Source organism: Paenibacillus sp. 01T422, assembly GCF_056398785.1.
In genome coordinates, this window is record NZ_JBFTQB010000803.1 from 1 (window position 1) to 3057 (window position 3057).

At 48.2% G+C, this 3057-nt stretch carries 3 protein-coding genes; 2 read left to right on the plus strand and 1 reads right to left on the minus strand.

Features of this window, described 5'->3' with window-relative positions:
* A partial coding sequence (locus tag AC1DUA_RS31520; RefSeq protein WP_477503497.1) for a Ger(x)C family spore germination protein occupies window positions 1-1360 on the plus strand: 1360 nt, incomplete at its 5' end.
* On the opposite strand, the gene AC1DUA_RS31525 is transcribed toward AC1DUA_RS31520, so the two are convergent.
* A complete protein-coding gene (locus tag AC1DUA_RS31525) occupies window positions 1353-2288 on the minus strand; it encodes an AraC family transcriptional regulator (protein ID WP_477503498.1) in 936 nt (311 codons plus the stop codon). The genes AC1DUA_RS31520 and AC1DUA_RS31525 overlap by 8 nt on opposite strands.
* Before the next feature lie 173 nt (window positions 2289-2461).
* On the opposite strand from AC1DUA_RS31525, the gene AC1DUA_RS31530 reads away from it, so the two are divergent.
* On the plus strand, window positions 2462-3057 hold a 596-nt coding region (locus AC1DUA_RS31530), incomplete at its 3' end, for a beta-galactosidase (RefSeq protein WP_477503499.1).

Genomic DNA, 3057 nt, shown 5'->3' on the forward strand with positions numbered 1-3057 from the left:
CAGCAAGGGGGTAGGCTACTGGTTTCATCAGAATGAACATAAAAAAGCCATTTATTATCTAGTTCCAGTAGTCTGTTTGGTCGGTTTTTTATGGAGGTCAGACAAACGGATTGCTTTATTTCAGAAAATTACGGAGTATGAAAGCTTGGTATTAATCTTTCTTCCGGTACTGCTCTACTTGTTCGTTTGGATGAAGAACAGAAAAGGGGGGGCAGCCATTATGAAACGTTGGGCACTTCTGTGGCCTGTGGCTGTTTGCATGCTTTCGGGGTGCAGCTATCATACCGACTTGAAGAATTTGCAGCTCATCTATGCGACATCCCTAGATACGAATGAGAAAAATGAAATCATCACCACCGTCACCATTCAATCACCAGGAGGAAAAGAAAGAACCGTTCCCATTCATGAGGTGCTTACAGCAACAGGGTCGACTATGCAGGAATCTTTATATAAAAAAATCGGCTTGCAAATCGCAGGTCCAATCGGCACGTCCAAAAATCAAGTTATGCTCATCTGCGATAAGCTGGCGAAGTCCAATATGCTGGATCTTCTGGATTCCACCTTTCGTAATTCCAATGATCCTATGCTGGCCAAAGTGGCTATTGTCCATGGAGAAGCCGCCGAGCTAATTCGACTGGATCGTATCGGCTCTGCAACTTCTGGAGAGTATTTACGGAAAATCATTAAAAGTGCGCAATATGAAACCGTCATTCCGTATGTAACCGTACATTCGATTTACCCTCTGCTTCACGATCGGGGAAAAGATGGCGTTATTCCGATTCTCAGGAAGGAAGAGGCCAGAGATGGTGACACAGACAAAGATAAAGCGGTCATCGATGGGGTAGGGCTCCTTAGTAAGCGCAAGTATTCGGGATATGCGCTCTCTCCTGAGCAATCTTCTCTATACCTCTTAATGAACAATCAGATGGCGGAAGTCTGCGTCATCACGCGGAAAACGGAAGAGTCGAAGGGGAAAAGCGACATTTCACAGTACGTATCGCTGAACATCGTCAAATCTAGCCGTAATAAGAAGGTCATGGTCAGTTCATCTGGACAAGTTAAGGTTCAATTGCAGTTGAAACTAAAAGGAATCGTCATTGAACACGCCAAGAACCTTATTATTGATGAGCAGCGAACTGAGCAATTAAACAAGCGTTTCTCTGAGCTCCTCACACAGGAGGGACAAGAAATTTGTAAGCTGCTGCAGCGCGCGCATTCGGATGCTCTTGGGATTGGGAGGGACTTAATAGCCTTTCATCCCGAGGCATGGAAAAAGCTTGATTGGGATAAGGCGTACCCGGAGACTGACTTCCAGGTTTCTGTTCAAATGGACATTATATCTCATGGGATTATTAACTAGTCGCCGAGTGATGCCTCGGCTTGAATTCGCTTGGCGACTGGCCGGTCCAGCGCCGGAATTGCCGTGAGAAGTGGCTGGCCGATTGGAAACCCAGCTTCTCCGCGATGTCCGTCATCGGCAGATGGGTCGTGACGAGCAGTTCCTTGGCCAGCTTCAGCTTCTGCTGGCTGACATACTGGCGGGGCGACAGTCCGTACACCTTAGAGAACAGCTTGCTGCATTGGCTGCGGCTCAGGTTCATCTCCTTCGCGACTCCTGCCACTGTCGCCTCTTCACATAAACCGAGCGAGAGCTTCTCTTCAATCATGTGCGCGATATCAGCGGTGAAGAGCGAGGGATCTTTCTCGGCAGCGGTTCCTTGCCCGCGGATTGAGCCATGCTTGTGCTCACGTACCAGTTGGAGCACAGCATGTATGATGAGCAGCGTATACGACTGCAGGAGCAGCTTATCCTCGAAGCGCAGAGGCGATGACTCGGCAGCAGCAGCTTGAGCTTCAGCTTCGGGCTGTTCCGTGCGATTGCGCTGCATCACTTCCTCCAGCTCACCAACGTAGTAGCGGAGCTTGCTGCGTTCTGCTTCTTCGTGCCGGATAAGCCGATACGGCGTTGCGGAGAGCAGGCTGCGAATCTCAGGGTCATCGAGATCGAAATGCACATTAAAGAAGCCGTAGTCCGCCTGGGCGGTGTTGGAAGATTGATGCCTGACGCCAGACTTGATCAGCAGCCAGTCTCCTGCTTGCATCGTCATCGAATCACGATTAATTTCGTGTGCGACCTCACCTTCCACACAGTACAACAACTCGAACAAATGGTGATGATGCCTAGGGTAATACCACCCCGGAGGCTTCAACCCGAAATGGCATCCGGTCACCTGAAGAGTATTGATAATATTAGGGAATCGATACAAATCCTCCAACTGTTGTTCCACCAGTAGTTCCTCCCGTTCGACTTCGTGTTTGTTTCATCATATCATGTCATTCGGCACATTTGGTATAGAAAATGATCCATTTGGCGATGGAGATTCACATTCCTTTCAGCGAAGATGAGAGTAGGTAAATGTAAAAGATTACTCAACAGCACTCATATTCCGGAGGGATCATTGTGGCCATTTTACAAGCGAAAGATAAACAATTTATATTAGATGGGGAACCATTTCAAATTTTGTCCGGAGCCATCCATTATTTCCGTGTAGTCCCTGAATATTGGGAGGATCGGCTGTTGAAGCTTAAAGCATGTGGCTTTAATACCGTGGAAACCTATGTACCTTGGAATTTGCATGAGCCGCAGGAAAATGCGTTTAACTTTGAAGGTTTAGCGGACATTGAACGTTTCATTACGCTCGCGGGCGAGCTCGGGCTTCATGTGATCGTTCGGCCAAGTCCTTACATCTGCGCGGAGTGGGAATTCGGCGGATTGCCAGCGTGGCTGCTGCAGTACACGTACATGAAGCTTCGCTGCATGGATGCAACATTTTTGATGAAAGTTGATCGTTACTATGATGAGTTAATTCCTAGATTAACCCGGCTGCAAAGCACCAATGGCGGACCGATTATTGCGATGCAAATCGAAAATGAATATGGCAGCTATGGCAACGACACCGCATATCTAACGTATTTGCGTGATGGGCTGACGAAGCGTGGCGTAGATGTTTTGCTGTTTACATCGGATGGTCCAGAGGATGGCATGCTGCAAGGAGG